Here is a 24,938-nt window from a genome sequence, read left to right on the forward strand (position 1 = left end):
TCGTCTCACGACTTCAGTTCCCGCTCACGCAGGTCGGTGAAGTCCTTGACATCCGACAGCTTGTCAGCCAATTGATGGGCACTGGCGAGTGCTTCGTCGAAGGTCGGGAACAGCGCGATCGCCCATGCCTGGGCGATGGTGCGCAACGTTCTTTCGCGGATGTCGCGGAATGCCCTTCGGTGCACCGAAAAACACCACACGTTCGCGTTCTCGATCCTTGCTTTCGTGTCCGCGATCTTGGCCCGATCGATCTTTCCGCGCAATGACGCGTAGGTCGACCGACCGTTGCGCAAGCAGTCGGCGAACATCCCGATCTTGGCGGTGTAGGCGACGTAGAGGGTGAACTCCGTACTCACGTCTTGCTTGTTGAGGAAGAACGATGTGATGTTCGTCGACTCCTTGTCCTCGATCAGGTCCACCAGATCCGAGCAGACCGAGGTCCGGATGGGAAACGGGGGAGCGCTGGACGGGCAACGGTAGCTGGGGATGAGGTTCTGCTCTCCAAGGTAGGAGAAGCTCGCATCGAGCCAAGGCCTTTGATCTTGCCGGGTCTTGGTGAAGATCTTCGTCGGCACGCCGGTGCTGTCGAACAGTGTGGCTGCCCCCACCGGTCGGATGGCGTGGTTCTTTGCGTCCAGGACGACGTAGTACTCCGACGTGCTGTGCTTGGCGACTGCCAGCTTGCAGGCTTGCTGGGTCAGCCATCCCTTCTCGGACAGGTCGCCGAACTGGCTGGCGCGCAGGAGAGTCACCTTGTCCTTGAACTGGCCGTACCGCTGGAGTACATGCTTCTCGAACTGGAGGACGGTCTCGTCCTCGGCGGCGTGGGTGGGCTCGTTGACCACGACCATGATCCGGCTCACCAGATCGGGATCGAAACACTTGTCGATCGACATGGCCTGTACCTCCATGAACGGAAGCTCCAGACCGAAGAACACTGTCACCAAATCGATCTTTGGCACTCATCCACCTCACACATTGCGGGAGCCCGGGAACAATCTGTGGTCCGCCCCCGCATCAGCTGTTGTTCAGTCCGTTCGATTCCTGCGGCGTTGGGGCGCTGCCGTCACGCCCTAGGAGCCGGATCTCTTCGACGGCATCGTTCAGGGCCGACTCGGTCCGAACGGTGTTCGCCGAGATCGTTCGCAAGAGTTGATCGAAGTGCACCTGCGGAACCGTCAGCGAGCGCGACGCCAGGCTGAGGTCCTCGAAAGCTCGCTGAACCTCCCTGGGGAGTGGGGCTGATTGGTCGTTCCCGAGCTCGGCCACGCGTGTCTCGGCTGTCTTGGAGGCGATCCGGGCCGCCTGTACGGATGCCTGGATGATCTGCATATTCGTCAGAATTCGCTCGTTCTGCTTCTGCAGACCGGCGAGGCGCTGGGTGGCGAGCTGGGTGGTCTTGGTCTGGACGTAGCCGACCAGCAACACCACGACGACGATTCCTGCGGCAGCGACGATCACTGCCCACGTGGCACCCAACGTGATGCCCAGGACTGCGGTGGCGGCAACCGTCGCCAGCGCGACGGCCAGAAGGATGATACGAACGTTCTTCACCGGGTGCCTATCTCTCGTAGATCCATCGTGGGAGCGCTTCTCCTGGTCTGATTCGGGCCATGCGTTGCGGCTGGTACACCGTGATCATCTCGTAGAAGCGGCGTTCGACGTACTCGCTGTGGCTCATTGCGGTGCCGAGCGCCTCCCACTTGTCCGCCGGCACCACGGTTTCGTACATGTACCCGGCCCGGGTCAGCGCCGCAGAGTTGAGCGCCGAGATCAGGAAGACGGGCTTGATGTAGGGATACCTGAGTTGGACGTGGGTGATGTGGTCGACCAGACCCGGAATGTCGGCATCGCCGTGGGTGGTGGCGTCGATCACCACTCGTATCGCTGATTTGACGGCATTCGAGGGGAGAGAGATTCCCGACGGCATTCGCTCCAGCGAGTCGGGCAGGGAGAACTTTTCCTTCACCGCCGTCGCACCGGCCGTTCCCCCGATTCTGCTGTCGGTGATGGCGGTGGCCATGACGGCTTCCGTACCGCCGGGGGCAGTCGCCTCCGTGTGCGGTGTCGGAGGTTCGCCGCGAACCAGGCGTTCGATGATCCGCGCGGCCTGATTGGCTCCGTTCTCGGGGAAGGCCTCCAGGGCGGCCTTGCGCATCCGCGCCCGAACCCGGGGATTCATCACGCTCCGGACGGCCTCGTCGAACTCCAAACCGTGGACGCTCTGCGCCGAGGCTCCGAAGCCGGCAATCGGTGCGAACGCGGCCCGGCGGTTCTGGTCATCGAGGGTCTCGGTGGCCCGGGCCACGAAAATGGTGGGGACGCCCAGATGCACCAGTTCGTGATACGAGTTGTAGCCCGTGGTCGAGATCGCCGCATCGAACGCATTGGCGTACTTCGCCACCGGATACACCGGTTTCATGACGATTCCGTCGACGTTCTCCAGACCAGCGGCGTGCAGGGCATGGCGGGGCGCGAAGATGGTCAGTGGCTTGTCCTCGCCGATCTGGGCGCGGAGCAGGCGCTGGATGTGTGTCATCAACTCGACCAACTGGTCGGTGGAGTCGGCCGACAGGTTCAACAGCACCGAGGTGCCGTCGAGGGGAAGCCCGAGCTCGGCCCGTGCCTGTTCCCGCGGCAACAATTCGTCGCGTTGGACAAAGGTGATCGGCGGCACGTAGAGGGTGCCGGCTGACAGGCGAGGCGTGAAGCCCATGTCGACGGCGGCGGCCAGGTCCATCGGCTCGAGCACATGGTCGAACGCATCGGCCATCCGCAGGCTCGGCGGTTTCCGCTGTTGCCGCCACATCCCGCGTCGGGACCAGACGAAGGTGGTGTCAGGATGATCGGCGCAGATCTTCCGCAGGACCTCCGGTGGGTTCACGTGGTCCACCACCAGCACCGACGGCTCGAGCCGGTCGAGTAGGAGGCGGAGCCGGACGTTCAGTATTTCCTCCCAGATCGGCTTCTGCTTAGGGGTGAAGCCCATCTTCTTGGGTGAGGGGAAGTACTCGACCGGATGACCCTGCTCGTCGACCAAGTGGTAGGCCTCCGACATCGTCAGGAAGTAGGGCTGTACCTCGGGACCGAGTCGCTTGGCGTAGGCCATCAGGCGGGTGACGTGGCCGAGCCCATGACCGTTGTCGGTGTAGAAGAGCACCCGGGGTTTCGGCGTGGTCGGCTTGTCCAGCCGGGGCAGCTTCGTCGTGGCGGTGGACTTGCGTCGGGGTGCCCCGATCAGATCCTTCAGCCGCTCGACGTGTGAGCCGTAGCCGAAGTATTGGTGGGTCACCTCACGGGCAACAGCCCGCCGTTCCTGCAGGTACGAGGGATCCTCCGCCAGACGGAGGGCGACTTCCTTGACCTCTGATGGCTCTGCGTAGATGGCGGCGTCGGAGAAGATCGCCTCGAAGTAGGGCGGCAGGACGGCCACAGCGCCGGTGGCGATTCCTTCGAGAATCGACCGGCCGAAGGCTTCGTGCCATGCAGGGTGGTGGTAGTAGGAGTAGACGTCAACCTTGCGCAGGAACTCTTTCGGGCTCATCGCGCCGAACGGGAACACGTCCCAGTTCCTTGGTAGGGGACGGCCCAAGATTGCCCGTGGCGTGCGTGCGCCGCCCATGATCGAGATGCGGAAATCGCTCCCGGCCGGGTAGGCGTCGAAGATCTCGCGCCGGTCGGTGGGCCACTTGCCGGGCGAATCCCGCGAGTGTCTGCCGATGCGAACGGGCCGCTCCAGCCGGTCACTCCGGTCGATGTGCCAATGGTCGAGGTTGATGATGTTCGACCAGTTCATGGGAGACAGCGCGAGCTTCGGGTGGGTGCTGAGCATCTTGTGCCGGACGATCGGAGACAGCGGCACCCACTGCCACTGGTGGTCGAACAGCTCCTCGGCCTGTGCCGCCACGACATTCGGGTCGTACAGCATGTTGGACACGGCAGGATCGGTGTTGAAGGCGTTCGCGACGAGCAGCCACTTCTCGGCCCGGACGCGAGGTTTGAACGACTGCTCGCGCTCGAACATGGACGGTCCGCGGGCTATCACCAAGCCTGCTTCGATGGGGTCATCCGGTCGGAACATCTGGAGCAGTCCATCGTCGATCAGCTGCATCAGGCTGACGTCGAGCGGCCGCGCTCCGCCCCGCGCAGGCCCCGACAATGAAAGGAGCCCGGTCGTGTATCCCGCTGCTGCGTGCGCGATGATCTCCTGAGCGAGGGACTTGTTGCCACCGCCGACCAATCTGGCGTCGGTCACGACCAAGATGTCGACTTGGTGGGATGTCATTGAGCTCGCTTCTGGATCGGGGTCACTGGCAGGCACTTGGCGGGTGCTGCCGGTGACCGAACAGCCCGGCTACCGATGCCCAAGCGGCATGGTACTGACGGCTCAGCTCGAAGTGAAGCAAGCCTGCCCGAATTGCCGCTGAAGCTGCTCTTCTCCGCGAAGCACCCGCGCCGGCGGTAGTTCGCAGCCCACCAATACCTGACTGGCAGGACTTCGAATCTCGGATTGGATGCCTGGATTGACGTTCGGAAGACGACTGCACCTAGAATCAGCGCGATGTTCGCTGTGGACCCAACCTAACCTGCGAGCGTCGGCCGTAACGACAGTGTTCGACCACAGCCGTGCGTTGGGCGAGCCCGCCGTCGAAAACTGATCATTGACTTGGAGGACCAGCGCATGAGTCAGGCAGAGCCGCCCGAAACGAGCCGACCGGAGCCATCGAAGGAGAGCCTTGAAGGTGAGCTCAGAGGTCTGCTGAAGCCCCGTGTCGGAGTCACGGGTTCGTACGCCAGAGGGAACTATGGCGATGAACTTTACGTGCGGGTATTCGAGCACTGGCTTGGCCAGTGGGCGGATCTCACCCTCCTTACCGGAATCTTCCGGCCGGAGTACTTCCGGGGTCTGCGGAACGCCCAGGTTGACCTCATGGACGCGGTGGTTCTCGGCGGCGGGGACCTCCTGTGTCCCTATCGTCCGAAGGTCGATCCAGACTTCATCAACCCGATGTACTTGAGGCGCCCCGTGCACGTGGCGGGCATTGGTGTCGAGCTGAACAGGACCGACATCGACGAGAGCACGGTCGGGAAGTGGAAGAGGTTTCTGACCGATCCCAATATTCGATCGATCTCCACGCGGGACCCACGCTCCGCAGAATGGATCATCGAGCACATCAGTCCGAACGTGCCCGTGTCGTCACACCCTGACCTCGTCTGCGCCCTTCCCCTGCCTCCTGCTCCGCGGCCAGATGGTGCGCCAGTTCTGGGGTTGGTCACGCGCCACATCAAGCATCCGAAAGAGTACGTGCTGATGGCCGAAGTGTCGCGACGCCTCATCGAACAGGGATGGCGTGTCAGACATATCATCGGTGGTGTCGCCGGCCACGGGCGGAAGGACTTCGAGAACGCTGCGGAGCTCAAAGTGGAAGGCAAGGAAACCTGCTACACCGAAAACTTGGACGACATCAGTCGCGCACTTGGCGAGTGTTCCTTGGTTCTTAGCATGAAGTTGCACACGACATTGGTGGCGACGATGTATGGTGTCCCCACAATTTCCATGAATCCCGTTGCAAAGGCGCGGGCATTTATGCGATCGATTGATCGCGAGGACTTGGCGCTTCCGGCGAATGATCGCCGAGTGTTTGACATCATTGAAGGTGGAGTTCCCGAAGTCCCGATGGACAAGGTGGCGAAGCTCCGTGCTGACGCGATCGATTCCCTGAAGTCGCTAAGCCGGAAAATTTGGGATGACCATCGCAACCAGTCGTCTGTGCGGCAGAGTCTCCTGCCAGGATCGCCGGGTTGGTTCACTGACGCTGGTTAACGTTTGGCTGCCGCGGGATGAGGACTGGGAAGAGCGAGCGGCACGAAACCGTTGTTCAGAAGGCCGCGGATACCGTTGTTGGGTCTTGGGGTGAGGGTTGCTTAGGCGCATGAAGTCGTGATGCCCTGCTCGGAGCAAGATGTTGCGAATCGACCGAGTGTGGCGGTGGTGATATGTTGCAGGAGTGCATCCAGTTGTAGCGACTCGATTTAGCGTGCGAAGTAGCACATGGCAGACGCCGTTCGGAGACGAGCAATCGCGCCAAGCATGGATGCGGTGGCGCGCCGAATTGATCAACGTTGGTCTGGGGTACTGCATTTCGCATCAGTCAACCCCGTTCGACGCAGCGTATCTTCTATTAGCGGAGGGTGACGAAGCGTTCTTTGAGAAGTATATCGACTCCAGTGTCTTTAGGCCGGTATATATTCCTGCGGGAAAGGAGTCAAATCCAGGGTTGCGGAAAGCGTTGTCTCGCGACGGTTTTGGCAGCGATGTGCTTCTGTCGAGAGTCGATTCGGATGATTTGATTACGGCGGATTATGTTGAGCGGTTGTCGCGTGCGGCACTCGAATCCGGAATGCCGGACCAGTGGTTTGTGGCGGTCGATGGTCAGCGCTCGGATCTACGGCAAGTGCAGTCATTTCACTACGTGAACTCTCCATTCATCTCCCGTTTTGTTAAAAACAGGACCTCGGAATCCATCTTCCGCAACCATCAAAACGTGACAGAATTGCAGCCGATACTACTCGAAGGGGTGTTGTGGTGGCAATTGCTGCACGGATCCAATCTGGCGAACAAGTTTTGGAAGCCTCGACCCTTAGAGAAGCAGGTGCGCGGAAAGAGTTATAGTGGCGGCTTGTCAGAATTCCAGTTTGATGAGTTCAATCGCTTGTTCGGGTTCGACGCGAGCAAGTTAATCGGTGTCCTTGGTCGTGAGGAATGTCAGTAGTAATTTGCCAAGTTCTCTGTCCCTCTGAAGGTTGTGGCCGCGGCGTCAGACGTGTCGAGCGGGGACACAATGGGAGGACGCGCACCAGTTCGGGCGTTTAGTATTGCACCCCCACAGCAGGCGCGCTGACTGCAACCAACTGTGGACTGTCTCGAATTCTGCGGCTTCTTTTCTAAAGGGGCTCTTCCCAGATGAGGGTGTAGTGGCGGTGTGAGGTGGTCGGCGCGCGTCGGTCCCGGGAGAGAGGTCGAGGTCTCCCGAAGATGAAGGTTCCTACACGCCTCATCCGAAAGACCTCGACGTGTCTGACGCTACCTCGGTGGCCGGCTTCGCCTGCCCTGACCTGACCGTGTTCTGCCGACTCGACGAACTCGGGCTCGAAGCCACTGGCCAACGGCTTGAACCCGACCGTGCGGTGCTCGCGTGTCGGGTCGTCGAGTCGGATCAGTGGTGCCGACGCTGCGGTTGCGAGGGTGCGCCGCGTGACAGCGTGGTGCGTCGGCTGGCGCACGAGCCGCTGGGTTGGCGACCGACCACGCTGGAGGTGACCGTCCGTCGCTACCGGTGCACCGGTTGCGGGCACGTGTGGCGCCAGGACACCAGCCAGGTGGCCGGGCCGCGAGCGAAGCTCTCGCGGCGCGGGCTGCGGTGGGCACTGGAAGGCATCGTCGTGCAGCACCTGACGGTGGCCAGGGTGGCCGAAGGCCTCGGGGTGGCGTGGGACACCGCCAATGACGCGGTCCTGGCCGAAGGCAGGCGGGTCCTGATCGATGACGAGCACCGATTCGACGGCGTCACCGCCATCGGGGTCGACGAGCATGTCTGGCGGCACACCCGGCGCGGCGACAAGTACGTCACCGTGGTCATCGACTTGACCGGGATTCGTGACGGCACCGGCCCGGCGAGGCTGCTGGACATGGTCGAGGGTCGCTCCAAGCAGGCGTTCAAGACCTGGCTCGCCGAACGCCCCCGGGCCTGGCGTGACCAGGTGGAGGTGGTCGCGATGGACGGGTTCGCCGGCTTCAAGACCGCCACCACCGAGGAACTGCCCGAAGCCGTCGCGGTCATGGACCCCTTCCACGTCGTCAGGCTCGCCGGCGACGCCCTCGACCGCTGCCGGCGCCGCGTGCAGCAGACCATCCACGGCCACCGCGGCCGCAAGGACGACCCGCTCTACCGCGCACGCCGGACCCTGCACACCGGCGCCGGCCTGCTCACCGACAGGCAGAAGGCCCGACTCGCGGCTCTGTTCGATCCCGATGCCCACGGCGACCGGCATGTCGAGGTCGAGGTGACCTGGTCGATCTACCAGCGGATGATCGCCGCCTACCGCGAACCCGACCGGTCGAAGGGCCGCGAGGTACTGCTCAAGCTCATCGAATCGATCAGCCACGGCGTTCCAACCGCGCTGGTCGAGGTCCGCACGCTGGGGCGGACGCTGAAGAAGCGCACCGACGACGTGCTCGCCTACTTTCGACCGCCCCGGCACGTCCAACGGCCCCACAGAAGCGATCAACGGCCGGCTAGAACACCTCCGCGGCTCCGCGCTCGGATTCCGAAACCTCACCAACTACATCGCGAGATCCCTGCTCGAGACTGGCGGCTTCAGGCCGCAGTTACACCCTCGATTCGGATGAGCCTCTAAAGGTCCTAGGCTCTCGCCTCACCCTTGTGCATCGCTGGCCATGGAACGCTCGGCCAGAGGGCGTCGCCTCGAGCAGTGCCATACCTCGTGATCGACCTGTGTCGCTCGGCCATCCAGCGTCTCCGCAAGTGCGGCGCTCCGCTCGCGATACGCCGATTGCAGGGATGCAGGGATCCGGCTTCTCGCCCAGTCGAGCACATGAAGCGCGAACGCTTTCCATTGCCCCTGGGCGACCAGATAGGCGTCCAGCTCAGAGATTCGTTCGTGTGTGCCACGCAGAGCTTCCAGCACGGCCATGCGGCGACCGTCGTCGATGTTGGTCACCTGCGCCCGTCGGGTGAACTTCCGGTGTGTGCACACCTCCACGTCGAGGTAGCTGATATGGGTCGCGCTGAGGATGCTGTGCCAGTGGTAGAGCACGTCGTTATGGACGATGGTTGGGCCGAAGAAGATGTTCGCATCGTGCAGCAAGGAGGTGCGGATGATCCGGTTCCACGGGTAGTTGATCAACCCGGCCAGCAGAACCTGCTTCTCGATGTTCTCTGTCGCGTCGGGAAGCTGTTGCCAGATCTCGGCATCGGCGTTGAACATGCCACGGGAGCGGTTCTCGTCCGTGTATTCAATGCGGTACTGGACGAACAACAGGTCAGCATCTTCGCTGGTGGCCTTGGTCACCGCCTCCCGCAGTGCACGCGCATCGATCGTGTCGTCAGCATCCAAGAAATAGGTGTAGCGACCAGTACACAGGGGAATCACCGCGTTGCGGGCGCGGCCTGCGCCACGGTTCTTCTGCTCGAAGACATGCACATTCTCGTGGTTCTGCTCGTACTCCCGAAGGATCTCCAGCGACTCATCGGTCGAGCCGTCGTCGATCAGCAGTACGTCGTAGGCGAGCCCCTCGAGTTGCAGCACCGAGTCGAGCGTGTCCCGCAGCAGGTCTGCACTGTTGTAGACCGGGATGACGATCGTCAGGTCAAGCTCCGGGTACGCCTTTTGGTAGCGGGTGAAATGAGCGATGGTGGCTTGGGGAATGTCGGCGTCCGGTTCGGCAGACCGGGCACGTTCGTAGATGTCGGCGAGGCGACGCTGAATCATGTGAGCCGCCGCCGGCTGGGTCTGCCGCCGCACGATCCAACGCTGCCGGCTCACGTAGTCGATGAACTGCTCGAACAGCAGTTCCCGGTGGGCGGCCACACTTCCAGTGAGGGAGTTGAGCGTCGTGTTGGCATGGCTGGCGATTGCGCCCAGCTTGTACTCGTAGGCGCCCATCGTTTGTCCCTCGCGCGCCATCCGGTGATAGCTGACGATCTCGTCACAAGCGATGACTCGTTCGGCGCGGGAGAGGACGTGCCAATGCAGCGGGTTGTCCTCGTAGAAGTAGTCGCCCTCGGGATAGAGCACGTGGTGCGCCTGCACGAAGTCTCGTCGGTACAGCTTGCGCCAAGGCACCGGCGAGATCCGCAACAAATCCGGGTGGCTGGAGGCCGAGATCACCTGGTTCAGCGGAACGTCCCTCCACCGATCGCTGTCATACGCCTCGGAGACCGTGCGGTCGTTCTCGTCGAAGGTGCAGAAATTGCCGATCACCAACTCGGTGTCGTTGTCCTCCGCGAGCTGCACCAGTTTCGCGAACGCGGTCTTCGTCACCCAGTCGTCGCTGTCCACGAACGCCAGATACCTGCCGCGGGCGGCACGAATGCCGAGGTTGCTCGGGACTCCCGCTCCGCCGAGAGTGTTGTGGTCCAGAGCGATGACTCGGATCCGGGGGTCGAGCGACCGATGCATATCGATCACCTGGCGTCCATTGTCGGTCGACGCATCATCGACGATGATCAACTCGAAATCTTGGAAGTCCTGCATCAGCACCGACTGGATGGCGGTGTCGAGGTAGGGGCCCACGTTGAACACGGGCATGACGATCGACAGCATCGGTACCCGGTCCGGAGCCGGCGGCGCGGGCTTCTCTACCACGTGAATCACATCGAGGCCGCCCCGGTGCAGCTGGCGGATCTGATACTCCGCGGAGTCTTGGAGCAGCGTGCTGCGATCGAAACGGATCGGTGCCTGCACCGGGCCCAGCGGCGTCTGGAAGATGGCAAATGTCCGCCAGCGTTGGTCAAGGACATCGCCCAGCTCCCGGATCCCTCGATGCCGACCGTCCTTTGTTGTCTCAATATCGAAGGCCCGGCGGCGTATCCGACCGCGATCCTCGCGCACCGCGTGGATCGCCGACACCTCGACCCCAGGGGGACATTTCACCGTCAGTTCGAGTTGGTCACGGAAGACCCGCGCATAGGTAATCCGAGCCGACAGATATCGGTCACGGAACTCGCGGGCTCCGGTCTCGCCCGCGGACGCCTCCTCCGGGAGCACGCGCAGAACTCGGCCATCGGCGATCAGGAGTCGGCCGGCGCCAGTCGCGACGATGTTCTCAGGTGCGATCAGGAGACCCTGGAGGGACACGGACGCGCCCTCCCCGCGCACCACGGAGACCGGAAGGTGGCCGATGGGCAACAGTTCCAACTCCCCGACGGCGACAGCAAATCCACGCTTGTTGATCGTCACAGGGAAGTCATGTGACTCCGCACCGACACCGATCCTGACGGCTCGCAACTGTCTCGCATCGGTCGCTTGGAGGGTGACATGGACTTTGCCTTCCTTGACGATGACCGATCTGAGCCTCGGGCGCGGCCGCACGGGGCTGGCCGCCAGCCATGACGGCTCCACGCCGAACCAACCGGTGACGGTCGCATCCACGTCGACACAGGCGATGGTCTCTCCACGAGTGTCGCCGGCTGCCGGGTCCTCGACGACCACGACCCGCTCAGCCGTGACCGGCCGCCGATCCGGCGCATGTCCCTGCGCCGCTCCTGCGTGCCGGACAACAACTGCGGCAGTCTGCACCTGGTCGATGTCGAAAACCCGTGTGACCTGACCGGAGTCGATCAGTTGCTGCAGCACACTTGCGATCGGCCCCGGCTCAGGGCCAGTCGTGGAATCGGATTGCAGAATGGCCAAGCGCATGCCCGCCGCGAGGGCGACGACGCACTCATCCGCCACTGCGTTGAGGAAATCGCGCCGATGCTCGGACCACTGCGCATCCAGAACCAGCAGCAGATCTACCTCATGCTGAGAGGGTTCGCTGGCCAGCCAACTCGACGGGGCCGAAAATGCGCGTTGGGCCTGGGGAAACGGCACCACCGCAGACCGACTGCCGGACCGGATCTCGCCGTGGAACCGCGAGGCGGCTTCGCGATAGGCCAGCCACTGCGGATCCACGAAGCTGCCGTTCTCGAAGTCGTTCTGGGCGTCGCGATCGGTCGAAGTCGACAAGAATTCCAATGGCAGGTCCGGTCCAACGAAGCCGACGTCGGCGCCCGTGGCGGCCTTGAGGCGGCTGCGGAACTCGGTGCCTGCGCCTCGACGCACGGTGTCGAAGAAGCCGATGGCAGTGAGCACTGGGTCACGCCGGAACAGCAGCGACGATTCGGACAACACCAGCCGGGCACCTCGTGGGCCGACCAACGAGAGGTCCTCGCGAGCGCGTGCGGCGCGGACGAGGTTGGCCAGTTTCCCAGGGGCGTTGACTAAATCACGCACCTGGATCTCGATCCGGCGCGGATGTGACCATCCGGAAGCGTCCTGGAAGGTGACGAACTCGCCTTCTGCGAGTTCGAGAGCTTCGTTGCGGCGCACATAGGGGCCGGCATTGTCGGTGGACCGAATGACTCGAACGCGCGGGTCCATCGCGGCAATGTGATCCAAGAGGGGAGCGCACTCATCGGGTGAGCCATCGTCGATGACGATGAGTTCGAGTTCCCGGTAGGTCTGGGCGAGGATCGAGCGTGCCGCGGTTAGTGCCTCGGGCCCGGGGCTCCGCGTGGTCAGAATCACCGTGACCAGTGGCCCGGGCTGTGCCGACCCATGGGGGTCGGCGTCGAGTCGCTGGAACGCCGACTGCCCGTCCCCGTCGAGGCGGATCCGTTCCAGTCCGAGTTGGTGGAACTTCGAGTTCAGGGCGAGCAGCATGCCGTCATAGGTGCCACCGAACCGAGGGTGCTCCAGATCGACGGCGAGCGCGTGCTTGCGCCAACTGTTGCTGTCGAGTTGGGAGACAAACGCCCGAGCCGGGCCCGAAATCCCTGCATAAATCAGCCGTTCGAGCAGCAACTCCATCAACGGCGTGTCGAAGTCAGCACCTTCGAGGACACGAGTGGAGATGAAGGTCAGGAGCGCTCGCTCCCCGTCGTGGTCAACACCACGCTCGTGGAGCACCTCGGCAATGGTCCAGAGATCCTTCAGCTTCAGACGATCCAGAGTCGGCTCGAACTCGCGGGGCGCGGCAGCGAACCGGAGCGCGATCGTGCGAAGGCTGCCCCAGTCGTGCGATCCGCGGCTGTATCGTTCGGCGAGCAAGTCGAGTGCCCAAGTGGAGCCGTGCCGGCCGGCGAAGGCACGCACTCGGGGGGTCGGCAGCACCGGCGAACGCAGCACCGACAGGTGTTCGTGACGTGTGGGGTCTCCAGCGACCAAACCGAGACTCGCGTCTCCCACGCCGGGAGAGGTCGCGGTCTCTGCGTGGAGCTGGGGGCTGTCGGAACCATGAGTCGTGCCTGCGAATTCTCCGCTCCGGACCCGGATCAGGAAGTCGTTCGAATGCCACTGCGGCGGGCTGGAGATCTCGGCGGGATTCTGCACGGTAGGCACCCTACTGGTCCGATGGCCTGTTCTGTGCGGAGCATTCACCGTGTTGAGTTCCTCCTTGCGGGCTGGGTTTGAGGGGACTCAGGCGAACGAGCCTTGTCGCTGAGTCACCCCGTTGGGCTTGGCGCACTTGAAAGGATCAAGTCGCCTGGCGCAGATGAGTTGTTCGCGTGATGGCGACGGACTGACCTTCAGCGAGGTCCAGCCGCTGCGTCAATTTTGAGCACGGCTCATCGGCACCTGATGAAGTGGTTCGTCTCCGGGGCGAGGAGTATAAGAAGGGTCAAATGCGGGACTGGCCTTGCTAGGGTCTGTCCGTGAAATTTTTGATCACCGGCGGGCTCGGCTTCATCGGGTCGAACTTGGTACACCATGTGATCCGGATGACCGATCATTCAGTGACAATCCTGGATAAGGGAGGCTACGCGTCCCGTCGTGAGTCGCTGCAGGGCCTTCCCGTTGAGAGGGCCCAAGTGGTGATCGGAGATATCTGCGATGCCGGCGTCATCGACCCGCTGGTGGAGGATTGCGATGCGATCATCCATTGTGCCGCCGAGTCGCACAACGACAACTCCATCGCCGGACCGGCGGAGTTCGTCCGCAGCAACGTGATCGGAACCTTCGAGGTCCTCGAAGCGGTGCGCCGGCACAAGGTGCGGTTGCATCACATCTCCACCGATGAGGTCTACGGCGATCTGGAGCTGGATGATCCGAACCGGTTCACCCCGGAAACTCCGTACAACCCGTCCTCGCCCTACTCCTCGACCAAGGCCGCATCCGATCACCTGGTCCGGGCCTGGATCCGTACCTACGGGGTGGAGGCGACCCTGTCGAACTGCTCCAACAACTACGGTCCGCGCCAGCACGTGGAGAAGTTCATCCCGCGGCAGATCACCAATCTGATCGACGGTGTTCGGCCCCGGCTCTACGGGACCGGACAGAACGTCCGCGACTGGATCCATGTCGATGACCACAACAGCGCGGTGATGGCGATTCTGGACCGCGGACGTATCGGCGACACCTACCTGATCGGTGCCGAAGGTGAGCGCTCCAATCTCGATGTGGTCAAGGATCTCCTGCGAATCTTCGGCCGGCCGGACGACGACTTCGACCACGTCAACGACCGCCCGGGTCACGACCTGCGCTACGCGATCGACCCCAGCAAGCTGACCAGTGAACTCGGCTGGGCCCCGAAGCACATCTCCTTCGCCGAGGGTCTTGCGGCAACCGTCGAGTGGTACCGCGACAACGAGGAATGGTGGCGGGGCTCCAAGGCCGAGACCGAGGCCAAGTACTCCAAGGTGGGCCAGTGACTGCAGAGCTCAGCATCGAACAGACCGCCATCGACGGGCTGCTCGCCCTGACCCTGCCGGTCCACGGTGACGCCCGTGGCTGGTTCAAGGAGAACTGGCAACGCGCGAAGATGACGGCGCTGGGTCTGCCTGATTTCGGGCCGGTGCAGAACAACGTGTCCTTCAACACCGACTCCGGGACCACCCGTGGTCTGCATGCAGAGCCCTGGGACAAGCTGGTCTCGGTCGCCACCGGTCGGGTCTTCGGCGCCTGGGTGGAACTGCGCGAGGGTGACGGTTTCGGCACCTTGGTCACTCGCGAACTCGGGCCCGGTGAGTCGATGTTCGTGCCCCGGGGTGTGGCCAACGGTTTCCAGACCCTGGAACCGAACACCGCCTACAGCTACCTGGTGAATGATCATTGGCGCCCCGACCTGACCTATTCCATGGTCAACCTGGCCGACCCGGAGCTGGCGGTCCCCTGGCCGGTGCCGTTGGAACAGGCAACAGTCTCCGACAAGGATCGTCAGCACCCGCTGCTGGCCGACGCCGTTCCGTTCGCCGAGGGCCGGATCGCGATCCTGGGCGGGGGACAGGTCGCCAAGGCGCTGCAGAAGGTGTATCCGGAGGCAAGGCTGATCGGCCGCGCCGAGCTGGACTTCGCCGATGCCGCCGCGGTGGAGTCGTTCGACTTCGGCGACTTCTCGACGGTGATCAATGCCGTGGCAATGACCAAGGTGGACGCCGCCGAGACTGACGAGGGCCGTCGTGAGGCCTGGCAGGTCAACGCCACGTCGGTGGCGGCGCTGGTCCGCAATCTGGCCGGGACCCCCGCGACATTGGTCCACTTCTCCTCCGACTACGTCCATGACGGATCCGACGAGGTGTCCGACGAGGACTCACCGATCGCGCCACTGGGTGTGTACGGACAGTCCAAGGCCGCCGGCGATCTGGTGGTCTCCTGTTTCCCACGGCACTACCTGATCCGCACGAGCTGGGTGATCGGCGAGGGCCACAACTTCATCGCCACCATGCGCAGCCTTGCCGAGCGCGGCATCTCGCCGTCGGTCGTCAGTGATCAACACGGCCGCCTGAGCCATACCGACAACATCGCCGCCGCGGTCGCCCATCTGCTCTCGGTGAAGGCGCCGTACGGCACCTACAACGTGACCGATTCCGGCCCTGCCACCACCTGGGCAGAGATCGCTTCGCAGGTGTTCGACGCGTCCGGTGCTGCCGGTGTGGTGACCCCGGTCAGCACGGCCGACTACTTCGGTGACAAACCACATGCCCCCAGACCCACCCACAGCGTCTTGTCGCTGGACAAGATCATCGCCACCGGATATCAACCGACGGACCAGACGGGACAGCAGAACCGATGAAGGGAATCATCCTCGCAGGCGGGTCCGGCACTCGCTTGTGGCCTATCACCAAGGCCATCAGCAAGCAGCTGGTGCCGATCTACGACAAGCCGATGATCTACTTCCCGCTGAGCACGTTGATGCTCGCCGGGGTGACCGACATCCTGGTGATCACGACCCCGGCCGATCAGGATCAGTTCGAGAAGTTGCTGGGCGATGGCAGCCAGTTCGGCATCACGCTGACCTATGCCACCCAGCCTTCTCCCGACGGTCTGGCCCAGGCGTTCGTGATCGGCGAGGAGCACATCGGCGATGACTCGGTAGCCTTGGTCCTCGGCGACAACATCTTCTACGGCACGGGCCTCGGCAGCCAGCTTGCACAGTATGCAGATCCCGACGGTGGGTTGATCTTCGGATACTGGGTCGCTGACCCGACTGCCTACGGCGTGGTCGAGTTCAACGACGATGGAAGTGTGGCCGGTCTGGAGGAGAAGCCGACCAGCCCGAAGAGCAGTTACGCCGTGCCGGGACTCTACTTCTACGACAATTCCGTGGTCGCCCGGGCCAAAGCTCTCACACCGTCGCCGCGTGGCGAGTTGGAGATCACCGACCTCAACCAGAGCTACCTCGACGACAAGGCACTGCGGGTCGAGCTCCTGCCGCGCGGAACCGCTTGGCTGGACACCGGCACGTTCGAGGGAATGAACGAAGCGAGCGAGTTCGTCCGTACCATCCAGCACCGGCAGGGCCTGTCGATCGGGTGCCCGGAGGAGATCGCCTGGCGCCGCGGTCTGATCAGTGATGACCAACTGTTGGCGACTGCGGACCGGTTGGCCAAGAGCGGATACGGAAGGTATCTGCGTACCGTGTACGAACGGGAACGCAGCTGATCACTCGTCGCTGAAACGCAGCAGCGTCACCGACCCGCGCGGCAGTGAGTCGGGTACGGCATCGGCCTCGGACAGCAGCCGCAATCGCCCCTCATTGGTCGCCTCGAGCGATTCGGCGGTGAGCGTGGAGATGCCGTGCAGACGGTCGGCGTCGACCGACAGGTCCATGGCTCGGTCGGTTCCGGGCTCTCCGGTGTCGACCAGCACGATGTCGGTGTAGCCCTCTCCGGCCACGGCGTAGGCGCGTACCTCGGGGTCCGAGCTGGAGATCTCCACCAGCTCGCCCGTACCGACCTGGCTCAACATCAACAGCGCCAGATAGTTCGACTGCGCAATGACTCGCGGGCTCTCGTTCGGCACCGCTCCCATACCGCAGACCATGCTCATCGGGGCGCCACCGCGGCAGGCAGCCAGGCTGGAGTGGTGGTTCATCCGCTGCGCGCCGACGGCCGCGCCGATCATCACGAAGTCGGCGGTCCACAAGGTCTGGGCATGGGTGCGGGAGGAGTCATTCGTACCCGGACACGAAGTGGGTCCCGTCTCCTCGATCCACAGCGGCAGGTCATAGTTGTCCGCAGTGTCCTTGCCCTGGCCGAACACCGTCTCGGCCCGCTCGTGCAGCCACTGCGAAGTGAGGTTCTCGACCTCGGGTTCGGCCCGCTCCTCGGTCTCACCGCTGCGGTCCGGGCACGACCACAACGGGTACCAGTGCTGGGACAACGCGACCTTGTTCTCGATCTCGGCCTCACCGAAGGCGCGCCACCACGGCGCGTCATAGGCGCCCGGTCCGTCGACCGCCAGCTCCGGCACCCGATCATGAACCGCCTGGCCGTAGTCCTCGGCCTCGCCCACCCAGGCCTCGGCGTCCCAGCCCTCGTCCCGCAGCGCCAGGTCGAGCTGTGACTGGTGATGGAAACCGTTCGGTTCATTGCCGAACGCGACCGCGACCAGCCGATCACCCAAGGCCCGCTCGGCATGGGCGGCCATGTCCGCCGCGCGTTCGGGGTCGAAATGGCCGAGCGGCAGCACCAGGGTGACCGAGGCATCGGTCGCCTCGGCGAACCGGGCGATCCGGTCAAGATCATCCGGGCCGATCGTGAACTCCGCCCAATCCGGCGCCGATTCATCCGAGGAGGTCCACCAGACACGGCGATCCACCGCATTGCCACCGAAGCGCAACGACGGCTGGTTCAGGGCAGCGATCAGCGGGGTCAGGCTGGACGTACCGGGCTCCCAGCGCTCGTCGGCCAGATCGCTGGCCTCGAAGGACAGCCCGACATTGGTACGCCGGAAACTGCCGACCGGGTCCTCACCCTCGCCCAGGCTGATCTCCACCGGGTCGCCCTCCACTGACTGCTCGGGCAGCGCACTGTCCCAGGTGACCAGTCCGGGTACGAAATCGGAGACATCGGCCCACGGATCGGCAGTGGGTTCGACCGTCGTCGGCCCGGCCGATTCCGTCGATGGCGCCGGCGCCGGCACCTGCGGCGGCGCAGGCGGCGAACAGGCAGCCAGCAGTACGCAGGCGGTACCGACGACGACCAGCCGCGCAGCGGCACCGGGGCCCGGCGACCCGGGCCCGGTCCTCAACGCCATGCACCTCGGGTGTCGATCACGGTCTTGCCTCGCAAGCGGGTCCGATCCAGCTGCTTGAACTCCTGGTGGTCGACCAGCAGCACCACGACGCTCGCCCGCTCGATCGCCTCGCCCAGCCCGTGCAGCGAGACATTCGGCGCATCCGCCAGCGGCGCCGGCAACGAGTCCACGTACGGCTCGACCACCAACAGGGGAGCGTTCGGCAACTTGTCGGCCAGCTTCACGGTGATGTCGAGTGCGGGAGACTCCCGCAGATCGTCGATGTCGGGCTTGAACGACAGTCCCAAGGTGGCGACGACCGCATCGGCCTGTCCGTCGACCGCTGCCAGCACCTTGTCGATCACCGTCAACGGCTTGCCATCATTGACCAGCCGGGCCTGATGGATCAGCCGGGCCTCCTCCGGGGCCGAGGCGACGATGAACCAGGGATCGACAGCGATGCAATGCCCGCCCACACCCGGACCGGGCTGCAGCACATTCACCCGCGGGTGCAGGTTCGCCAGCTCGATCAGTTCCCAGACGTCGATCCCCAGCCGGTCGCAGATGACCGACAGCTCGTTGGCGAAGGCGATGTTGACATCCCGGAACGCGTTCTCGGTCAGCTTGGCCATCTCCGCGGTACGCGCCGCGGTGGACCGGATCTCACCGGTGCAGAAGGAGGCATAGACCTCGGTGGCCCGGCGTCCGGCCTCGGGGGTCAACCCGCCGATCAACCGGTCGTTGGTGACCAGCTCCTCCATCACCTTGCCCGGCAACACCCGCTCGGGGCAGTGCGCCACATGGATCAGCGGACGCCCGGCCTCACCGTCCAGGGACAGATCCGGTCGTTCGGACAGCAGCAGCTCAGCCAGATGATCGGTCGTCCCCGGCGCCACGGTCGACTCCAGGATGATCAACTCGTCACCGCGCAGGTGCGGCGCCAGATTCCTCGCCACGGCGTCGATGTAGCTGGTGTCGACCCGATGATCATCGGTGTGCGGCGTGGGCACCGCGATGATGTGCACCTCAGCCTCGGTCGGCGTGGTACGTACCGTCAGCGAACCGTCGGCGACGACCCGGCCCAGTGCGATGTCCAGACCCGGTTCGACGAACGGGAGGTCGCCGCGGCCGATCTGCTCCACCCGCGACGAATCGGGGTCGACACCGATCACGGTATGGCCGTTGTCGGCCAGAACGACAGCGGTGGGCAGGCCGATGTAGCCGAGTCCTGCCACCGCGATACGGCGGTGTGCGCTCACGCGGCTCCCATTCTCAACGGAGCACCGGCCTGCAGACTCTGGGCCCGGGCCGCCTGTTCCAGCGTCCAGGTCGACACGTCGGGATAGCCACTGCCGAAGTCCTTGATCCGCGTACCGACCCCGAGCAGCTGCTCGATCGCAGCGCAGGCGCGCGGGGCTGCATGCCCGTCACCGTAGGGATTGGTCGTGTTCGCGAAGCTGTCGTACCAAAGCCGATCGTTGATCAGTCGGGAGACCTCCCGGATGATCACGTGCTCATCGGTGCCGATCAGCTGCACCGTACCGGCGACCACCGCCTCCGGACGTTCGGTGTTGTCCCGCATCACCAGCACCGGCTTGCCCAGCGAGGGGGCCTCCTCCTGGATGCCGCCGGAATCGGTCAGCACGATCCGGCTGGCGGCGAGCAGATGGGTGAACTGGTCGTAGGGCAGGGGCTCACCGGCGAGCACGTTCGGCAGATCACCGATCTGCGGCAGGATCGCCTGGCGTACCACCGGGTTGCGGTGCGTCGGCAACACGACCAGCCATTCCGGATTCCGCTCGGCCAGCACCCGCAGCGCCCGGCCGACACCCTCCATCGCCGAACCCCAGTTCTCCCGCCGGTGGGTGGTGACCAGCAGGATCGGCCGCTCGTCGGCGACGGCCTGCGCGATCCGCGGATCCTCGATCCGGGCCGGCTTCTGCACCGCCTCCAGCAAGGCATCGATGACGGTGTTGCCGGTCACGGCGATGTCGCGCTCGGCAATGCCTTCGCGGGTCAGGTTGGAACGCGCGGTCTGGGTGGCGGCCAGATGCAGGCTGCTGATCTGCGAGATCAACCGGCGGTTCGCCTCCTCGGGGAACGGCGAATGCAGGTTGCCGCTGCGCAGACCGGCCTCCAGGTGCACCACCGGGATCTGCTGGTGGAATGCCGCCTGTGCGGCGGCCAGCGCGGTGGAGGTGTCGCCCTGGACCAGCACCGCATCCGGGGCGTTCTCGGCGAAATGCTGATCCAGCCGGGAGAAGACCTTGGAGACCAGGGCGTTCAGGGTCTGGCCCGGTTCGAACACGTTCAGGTCGTGATCGGGGGTGATGGAGAAGAACTGGTTGACCTGGTCCAGCATCTCGCGGTGCTGGCCAGTGACCAAGGTGATGGAGTCGACCTTCGACGAGGCCTCCAGGGCGCGGATGACGGGAGCCACCTTGATCGCCTCCGGTCGGGTGCCGTAGACGGTCATCACTCGTGGGTTCACCGCAGCTCCTTGGGTCTCGTCCGGCGCGTCAGTGGGGGGATCAGCCCCGCGGGTCCGTCGCGAGAACTGCAGCGAGAGCACACAGGGCGTCAACCTCGGCGCATTTCACTGTCTGAAGAACGCTAATCGGAATCATATGTGCTGTCTAGGCAACGCATGGTAATGCGACCTAGATGCGACGGAGGTCTCAATCCCCGGTTGAGACCTGCCGTTCCCGGCGGCATCCCTTGTTGCCGGTCAATTGCCGGAATCGATAGCACAGCAACCGATTCCGGCAAATCGCCGGATCAATTCTCCGGGTACTTCTCGACGTACTCGCCGACGGTGTCGTTCTGCAATGCCTCGCTCAGCTCGGCCATCTTCGCCTCGTCCGGTACGGCGATGCTGGCGTTGGTCTGCGGATCCCGGCCGAAACCGGTGATCGGCGCCTGCAGGGAGGTCATCTCATCGCCCAGGTCCCGGTACTCCAGTGCCTGGTCGGTGATCACATCGGCGTTCAGCTCCGAATCCACGGTCACGTAGCGCGAGATCGTGTACACCACATCGCGGAACTGGGCCGGGTTGGCCAGCACCGACGGGCTCATCGTCTTGCGCATGATGGCCTGCAGGATCAGCCGGTGGTTCTCCTCCCGGCTCAGATCCCCGTTCGGCAACTTCTTCCGCTCACGGGCGAACTGCAATGCGCAGGTGCCCTCGATGGTGATCTCACCTTCGGGGTAATCGCACTGGGCGCCGTCGATCGCCTTGCGCTGGAAGGCAGTGGCATTGTCCACCGTCACCCCGCCGAGGGCGGTGGTCAGCTCCGCGAAGGACTGGAAGTCGACACTGGCGGCATGGTCGACCCGGACGTCGAGCAGGGTTTCCACGCTCTGCACGGTCAGGTTCATCCCGCCGTAGGCGTAGGCATGGGTGATCTTCTGCTTCTCGTACCCGGGGATCTCGGCGTACAGATCGCGCGGGATCGAGATCAGGTACACCTGCGACTTGTCGGCCGGTACGTGGGCCAGCAGCAGGGCATCGCTGCGGCCAGGGTCGTCGACCGAGACCGAACCGGCATCGGTGCCGATCAGCACATAGTTGCGGGCCACCGAGCCGTCGGCCGCCGGCTCCGCGGCAGCCGGCCGGTCGGGATAGTTGGCGACCGGTTCGGTGGCGAAATTGTCCACCGCACCGCGCAACGTGGCGACGTAGAAGGCGGCCACGCCACCGACGATCAGTACCAGGGCAAGAGCGATACCGAGCAGGATCAACAGCGGGCGTCCGCGCCGACGTTGCGGCTCCTCCTCACTCACCGGTCCGGCGGATCGCGCGGGCTGGCCCGGTTCATCGAACAGTGCCAAGCCCTCGTTGTCGTTCATACCCCGCCTCACGCTCGGTGCTTCGCCGATCTGATATCGACCCGAATGCTATGTGAGGAATGTGGCAATGCCTATCCGATCAATGCGGAGCGGCACGATTTTCGTTGACGAGCGGCGTGTGGAACGCGTCACATCGGCTCAGTCGGCGGCGTCGCTGTAGGAGGCCTCGGCGATCCGGGCCAGTCCGTCGCGAATCAGGTTCGCCCGGTTCTCACCGATCCCCTCGACCTGCAGCAGATCGGTGATCGAGGCCGCGAACAGATGCTGCAGATCGCCGAAATGGTCGATCAGGCGGGTGCTGTAGGCCGCCGGCAGGCGGGTGATCTGGGCCAGCTGTCGGTGCCCCTTGGTGCGCAGCTTGGCGTCCAGGTGCTCGTTGCCGCCGAAACCGAGCGTCCGGGCAATCAGCTGCGGCTCCAACAATTCGGCATCGGTCAACGTGGCAAGCGATTCCAGCGACGGCGACTCCCCGCCGGGCGGCGGATAGTCCATCACCAGCAACTGTCCGATCTCGGTGGTGCCGGCACTGAGCTCCTGGCGTTGCAGATCCGGCAGCCGGCCCAAGGTCCCGAGCTCGATCACGTACCCGATCGTCTCGGCGTCCAGGCGGCGGATCATCTCCAGCCGCTGGGCGAGCCCGACCACATCCTTCACCGTCACCTGGTCGCGGATCTCCAGGCCCGAGAGCCGATCGGTCTGCTCGAACAGCCGCGTCCGGTAGCGCTCCATCGTCTGCACCGCCAGATTGGCCCGTCCCAACAGCACCTCGCTGCGTTCGAGCACCCGGCGGGTACCACGAAGGAAGAGCGTGATCGTGGACAATGCCGCGGAGACCGAGATCACCGGTTTGCCGGTCTGCTGGGAAACCCGGTCCGCGGTCCGATGCCGGGTACCGGTTTCCTCGGTGGGGAATCCGGCATCCGGCATCAGGTGCACCCCGGCGGTGATGATCCGCTCGGCATCGCCGGACAGCACGATCGCGCCGTCCATCTTCGCCAGTTCGCGCAGTTTCGTCGGTACGAACGGGACGTCGATCTGGAAACCGCCGGTGGAGACCTGCTCCACCTGCCGGGTGTTGCCGAGCACGATCAGTGCCCCCGTACGGCCGGACAGGATCCGGTCGATCCCGTCACGCAGCGCGGTCCCCGGCGCCAGCATCGCCAGATGCCGGTGCAGGGTCTCGGTGTCGACCGGTGATTCCACGGGGCCGAACGTAGCAGGGGAGAGTCTCGGGACCGGTGCGCGAACGCACCGGGTCGGCGTCCCGGGTCGTCGTACCGGTGGTGTCGGTGCCGGGCCCTAGGATCGCAGCCATGGCCAGAACTGCGGCGAAACCTGCCTTCCGATGCACCGAGTGCGGATGGACGACTGTGCGCTGGGTCGGCCGTTGCGGTGAGTGCCAGGCGTGGGGGACCGTGCAGGAGCAGGGGGCGCCGAAGCTCAAGGAGGTACGGGCCCAGCCGCCGAGCAGGGGGGCGGTGCCGATCGCCGAGGTGCCGACCGAGGCCTCCGAGCGTGCACTGAGCGGGATCGGTGAACTCGACCGGGTGCTCGGCGGCGGGCTCGTCCCCGGCGCCGTGGTGCTGCTCGCCGGTGAGCCCGGCGTCGGCAAGTCCACCTTGTTGTTGGAGGTGGCCGCCCACTGGGCCCGCGCCGGTCGGCGCACCCTGTACGTCTCCGGTGAGGAGTCCGCGGCCCAGGTCCGGTTGCGGGCCGGGCGGACCAATGCCCTGGCCGATGAGCTCTACCTGGCTGCCGAGACCGACCTGGGGACGGTGCTCGGGCATGTCGAGCAGACCAACCCCAGTCTGCTGGTCGTCGACTCGGTGCAGACCATCGCCACCGCCGAGGCCGACGGCTCCCCCGGAGGTGTGACCCAGGTACGGGAGGTCACCGGGGCGCTGGTCCGGATCGCGAAGTCCCGCGGCATGGCGGTGCTGCTGATCGGTCACGTCACCAAGGACGGCAACATCGCCGGCCCCCGTCTGCTGGAGCACCTGGTCGATGTGGTGCTCGCCTTCGAAGGTGACCGTCACTCCGGATTCCGGATGGTCCGGGCGACCAAGAACCGATACGGCCCGGCCGACGAGGTCGGCTGTTTCGAGCTGGTCGACGCCGGGATCAACGAGGTTCCCGACCCCTCAGGCCTGTTCATCTCCCAGTCCGTGGCAGTCCCCGGGACGGCGATCACGGTCACCATGGAGGGGCGGCGACCGCTGCTCGCCGAGGTGCAGGCACTGGTCAGCACCACCGGCCCGCAGCAGAACCCCTCCAGGGTCAGCGCCGGGCTGGATCGGCAACGGTTGCTGATGTTGCTGGCGGTGCTGCAGAAGCGGTGCCGGATGCCCCTGCACACCCAGGACTGTCATGCCTCCTCGGTCGGTGGCGCCCGGGTGACCGAGCCCAGCGCCGACCTCGCCCTGGCGGTGGCGGTCGCCTCCAGCTATGTCGACGCCGTGCCCGAAGGGGTGGGGCGGGCGGTTGCGCTGGGCGAGATCGGCCTGGCCGGTGAACTGCGCCGGGTGCCCGGGGTCGACCGGCGGATCGCCGAAGCCGGACGCCTCGGCTTCGACACCGTGATCGTGCCGGCCAGCCTGCAGACGGGCCTGAAGTCCTACACCCAGGCCGGCGTCACGGTGCAACCGGCGGCCACCGTGATGGACGCCCTCGGCTTCCTCGGGTTCCCCGGCCGGCGGCGCGGCTGATCCGGCCGTACCCTCGGGCGAGGATGATCAACTTCTTCGGGATCGGTCAGGAGATCGCGAGGTCCTTCCCAAAATGATCAACAGTGCTCAGTCGGTCGGCAATCACCACCGGCCGTTGCCGGTGATGCCTGTTGCCGGGTGTCT

The 24,938-nt window shown here is 64.6% G+C and carries 15 protein-coding genes and 1 pseudogene; 7 read left to right on the forward strand and 9 right to left on the reverse strand.

All coding sequences use genetic code 11. From position 1 onward, the window contains the following. Nucleotides 1–5: 5 nt before the first annotated feature. The 3 genes from CLV29_RS14820 to CLV29_RS14830 form a co-directional block, all read right to left on the reverse strand. Nucleotides 6–911, reverse strand: coding sequence for a DUF6492 family protein (locus tag CLV29_RS14820; protein WP_341799780.1), 906 nt, complete (start codon nt 909–911; stop codon nt 6–8). Nucleotides 912–1,017: 106 nt separating this feature from the next. Then, on the reverse strand, nt 1,018–1,554 hold the full coding sequence (locus CLV29_RS14825) for a hypothetical protein (protein WP_133755876.1): 537 nt from the start codon (nt 1,552–1,554) through the stop codon (nt 1,018–1,020). Between the two features lie 7 nt (nt 1,555–1,561). After that, the gene (locus tag CLV29_RS14830) at nt 1,562–4,285 is read right to left on the reverse strand and encodes a glycosyltransferase (RefSeq protein WP_166649298.1); all 2,724 of its coding nucleotides are present in this window, start codon (nt 4,283–4,285) and stop codon (nt 1,562–1,564) included. A gap of 396 nt (nt 4,286–4,681) precedes the next feature. Between CLV29_RS14830 and CLV29_RS14835 the strand changes: the two genes are divergently transcribed. The 3 genes and pseudogenes from CLV29_RS14835 (at nt 4,682) to CLV29_RS14845 (ending at nt 8,410) form a co-directional block, all read left to right on the forward strand. After that, a complete protein-coding gene (locus CLV29_RS14835; RefSeq protein WP_133755878.1) occupies nt 4,682–5,824 on the forward strand; it encodes a polysaccharide pyruvyl transferase family protein in 1,143 nt (380 codons plus the stop codon). A gap of 184 nt (nt 5,825–6,008) precedes the next feature. Continuing rightward, nucleotides 6,009–6,773, forward strand: a complete 765-nt coding sequence (locus CLV29_RS14840) for a hypothetical protein (RefSeq protein ID WP_133755879.1) — start codon at nt 6,009–6,011, stop codon at nt 6,771–6,773. 301 nt (nt 6,774–7,074) lie between these two features. After that, nucleotides 7,075–8,410 (forward strand): annotated as a pseudogene (locus CLV29_RS14845) (ISL3 family transposase). 26 nt (nt 8,411–8,436) lie between these two features. Here CLV29_RS14845 and CLV29_RS14850 read toward each other — a convergent pair. Continuing rightward, entirely contained in the window at nt 8,437–13,116 is a 4,680-nt protein-coding gene (locus CLV29_RS14850; RefSeq protein ID WP_133755880.1) for a glycosyltransferase family 2 protein, read from the reverse strand. Between the two features lie 323 nt (nt 13,117–13,439). On the opposite strand from CLV29_RS14850, the gene rfbB reads away from it, so the two are divergent. From rfbB to rfbA, 3 genes are read left to right on the forward strand one after another with little or no spacing between them, the layout of a single operon-like run. Beyond that, complete coding sequence (rfbB, locus tag CLV29_RS14855; protein WP_166649299.1) at nt 13,440–14,435, forward strand: dTDP-glucose 4,6-dehydratase; 996 nt, start codon at nt 13,440–13,442, stop codon at nt 14,433–14,435. Beyond that, nucleotides 14,432–15,796, forward strand: a complete 1,365-nt coding sequence (locus CLV29_RS14860) for a sugar nucleotide-binding protein (protein WP_243831964.1) — start codon at nt 14,432–14,434, stop codon at nt 15,794–15,796. The genes rfbB and CLV29_RS14860 overlap by 4 nt, the downstream gene beginning before the upstream one ends. Further along, the gene (rfbA, locus tag CLV29_RS14865) at nt 15,793–16,665 is read left to right on the forward strand and encodes a glucose-1-phosphate thymidylyltransferase RfbA (protein WP_133755883.1); all 873 of its coding nucleotides are present in this window, start codon (nt 15,793–15,795) and stop codon (nt 16,663–16,665) included. Before CLV29_RS14860 ends, rfbA begins: the two co-directional genes overlap by 4 nt. On the opposite strand, the gene CLV29_RS14870 is transcribed toward rfbA, so the two are convergent. The 5 genes from CLV29_RS14870 to disA all read right to left on the reverse strand — a co-directional run bounded on the left by CLV29_RS14870 (nt 16,666) and on the right by disA (nt 23,292). Continuing rightward, the gene (locus tag CLV29_RS14870) at nt 16,666–18,261 is read right to left on the reverse strand and encodes a hypothetical protein (RefSeq protein WP_133755884.1); all 1,596 of its coding nucleotides are present in this window, start codon (nt 18,259–18,261) and stop codon (nt 16,666–16,668) included. Continuing rightward, complete coding sequence (wecC, locus tag CLV29_RS14875) at nt 18,252–19,499, reverse strand: UDP-N-acetyl-D-mannosamine dehydrogenase (protein WP_133755885.1); 1,248 nt, start codon at nt 19,497–19,499, stop codon at nt 18,252–18,254. Before wecC ends, CLV29_RS14870 begins: the two co-directional genes overlap by 10 nt. Then, nucleotides 19,496–20,731 carry a non-hydrolyzing UDP-N-acetylglucosamine 2-epimerase gene (wecB, locus tag CLV29_RS14880; protein WP_243831965.1) on the reverse strand — a complete coding sequence of 412 codons (1,236 nt, stop codon included), beginning with the start codon at nt 20,729–20,731 and terminating at the stop codon, nt 19,496–19,498. Before wecB ends, wecC begins: the two co-directional genes overlap by 4 nt. 287 nt (nt 20,732–21,018) lie before the next feature. Beyond that, complete coding sequence (locus CLV29_RS14885; RefSeq protein WP_133755886.1) at nt 21,019–22,089, reverse strand: LCP family protein; 1,071 nt, start codon at nt 22,087–22,089, stop codon at nt 21,019–21,021. 138 nt (nt 22,090–22,227) lie between these two features. After that, on the reverse strand, nt 22,228–23,292 hold the full coding sequence (gene disA, locus CLV29_RS14890; RefSeq protein WP_243831966.1) for a DNA integrity scanning diadenylate cyclase DisA: 1,065 nt from the start codon (nt 23,290–23,292) through the stop codon (nt 22,228–22,230). A 110-nt stretch (nt 23,293–23,402) separates the two neighbouring features. Between disA and radA the strand changes: the two genes are divergently transcribed. Beyond that, a complete protein-coding gene (gene radA, locus CLV29_RS14895) occupies nt 23,403–24,794 on the forward strand; it encodes a DNA repair protein RadA (protein ID WP_133755887.1) in 1,392 nt (463 codons plus the stop codon). The last annotated feature ends 144 nt before the right edge of the window (nt 24,795–24,938 follow it).

The organism is Naumannella halotolerans (assembly GCF_004364645.1).
Lineage (GTDB): Bacteria > Actinomycetota > Actinomycetes > Propionibacteriales > Propionibacteriaceae > Naumannella > Naumannella halotolerans.

Bases quoted from the DNA above. Each gene is read 5' to 3' on its own strand.
- CLV29_RS14820 (WP_341799780.1), bottom strand. From the start codon at position 911: ATGGAGGTACAGGCCATGTCGATCGACAAGTGTTTCGATCCCGATCTG.
- CLV29_RS14830 (WP_166649298.1), bottom strand. From the start codon at position 4,285: ATGACATCCCACCAAGTCGACATCTTGGTCGTGACCGACGCCAGATTG.
- CLV29_RS14835 (WP_133755878.1), top strand. From the start codon at position 4,682: ATGAGTCAGGCAGAGCCGCCCGAAACGAGCCGACCGGAGCCATCGAAG.
- rfbA (WP_133755883.1), top strand. From the start codon at position 15,793: ATGAAGGGAATCATCCTCGCAGGCGGGTCCGGCACTCGCTTGTGGCCT.
- CLV29_RS14870 (WP_133755884.1), bottom strand. From the start codon at position 18,261: ATGGCGTTGAGGACCGGGCCCGGGTCGCCGGGCCCCGGTGCCGCTGCG.
- CLV29_RS14885 (WP_133755886.1), bottom strand. From the start codon at position 22,089: ATGAACGACAACGAGGGCTTGGCACTGTTCGATGAACCGGGCCAGCCC.
- radA (WP_133755887.1), top strand. From the start codon at position 23,403: ATGGCCAGAACTGCGGCGAAACCTGCCTTCCGATGCACCGAGTGCGGA.